Genomic DNA, 329 nt, shown 5'->3' with positions numbered 1-329 from the left:
GAATGCCGGGAGTTCCTGCGGGCGGGCGATACTCTCCACGTCCACAGCATCGACAGGCTGGCCCGCAACCTCCAAGACCTCCTGACCCTGATTGAAGACTTGAACCGAAAGTCTGTCACCGTCCGCTTCCATACGGAAAACCTGACTTTCACGGGCAAGGATGACCCGTTCCAAAAACTTCAGCTTCAAATTGTCGGAGCCGTGGCGCAGTTTGAACGCGCAATGCTGCGGGAGCGCCAGCGGGAAGGCATTGCTCTGGCCAAAGCCCAAGGCAAATACACGGGGCGCAAGCCCTCACTCTCCGCCGCACAGGTGGAGGAAATGCGGAA

The 329-nt window shown here is 59.0% G+C and carries 1 protein-coding gene; it reads left to right on the top strand.

All coding sequences use genetic code 11. The features are described 5' to 3' along the window. Positions 1 to 329, top strand: a 329-nt coding sequence (locus EII23_RS12695) for a recombinase family protein (RefSeq protein ID WP_148091305.1), incomplete at both ends; no start/stop codon positions are given.

The sequence above is a fragment of the Desulfovibrio sp. OH1186_COT-070 genome (assembly GCF_003860215.1).
Taxonomy (GTDB): domain Bacteria; phylum Desulfobacterota; class Desulfovibrionia; order Desulfovibrionales; family Desulfovibrionaceae; genus Desulfovibrio.
This window is presented reverse-complemented; position numbering and strand designations above follow the sequence as displayed.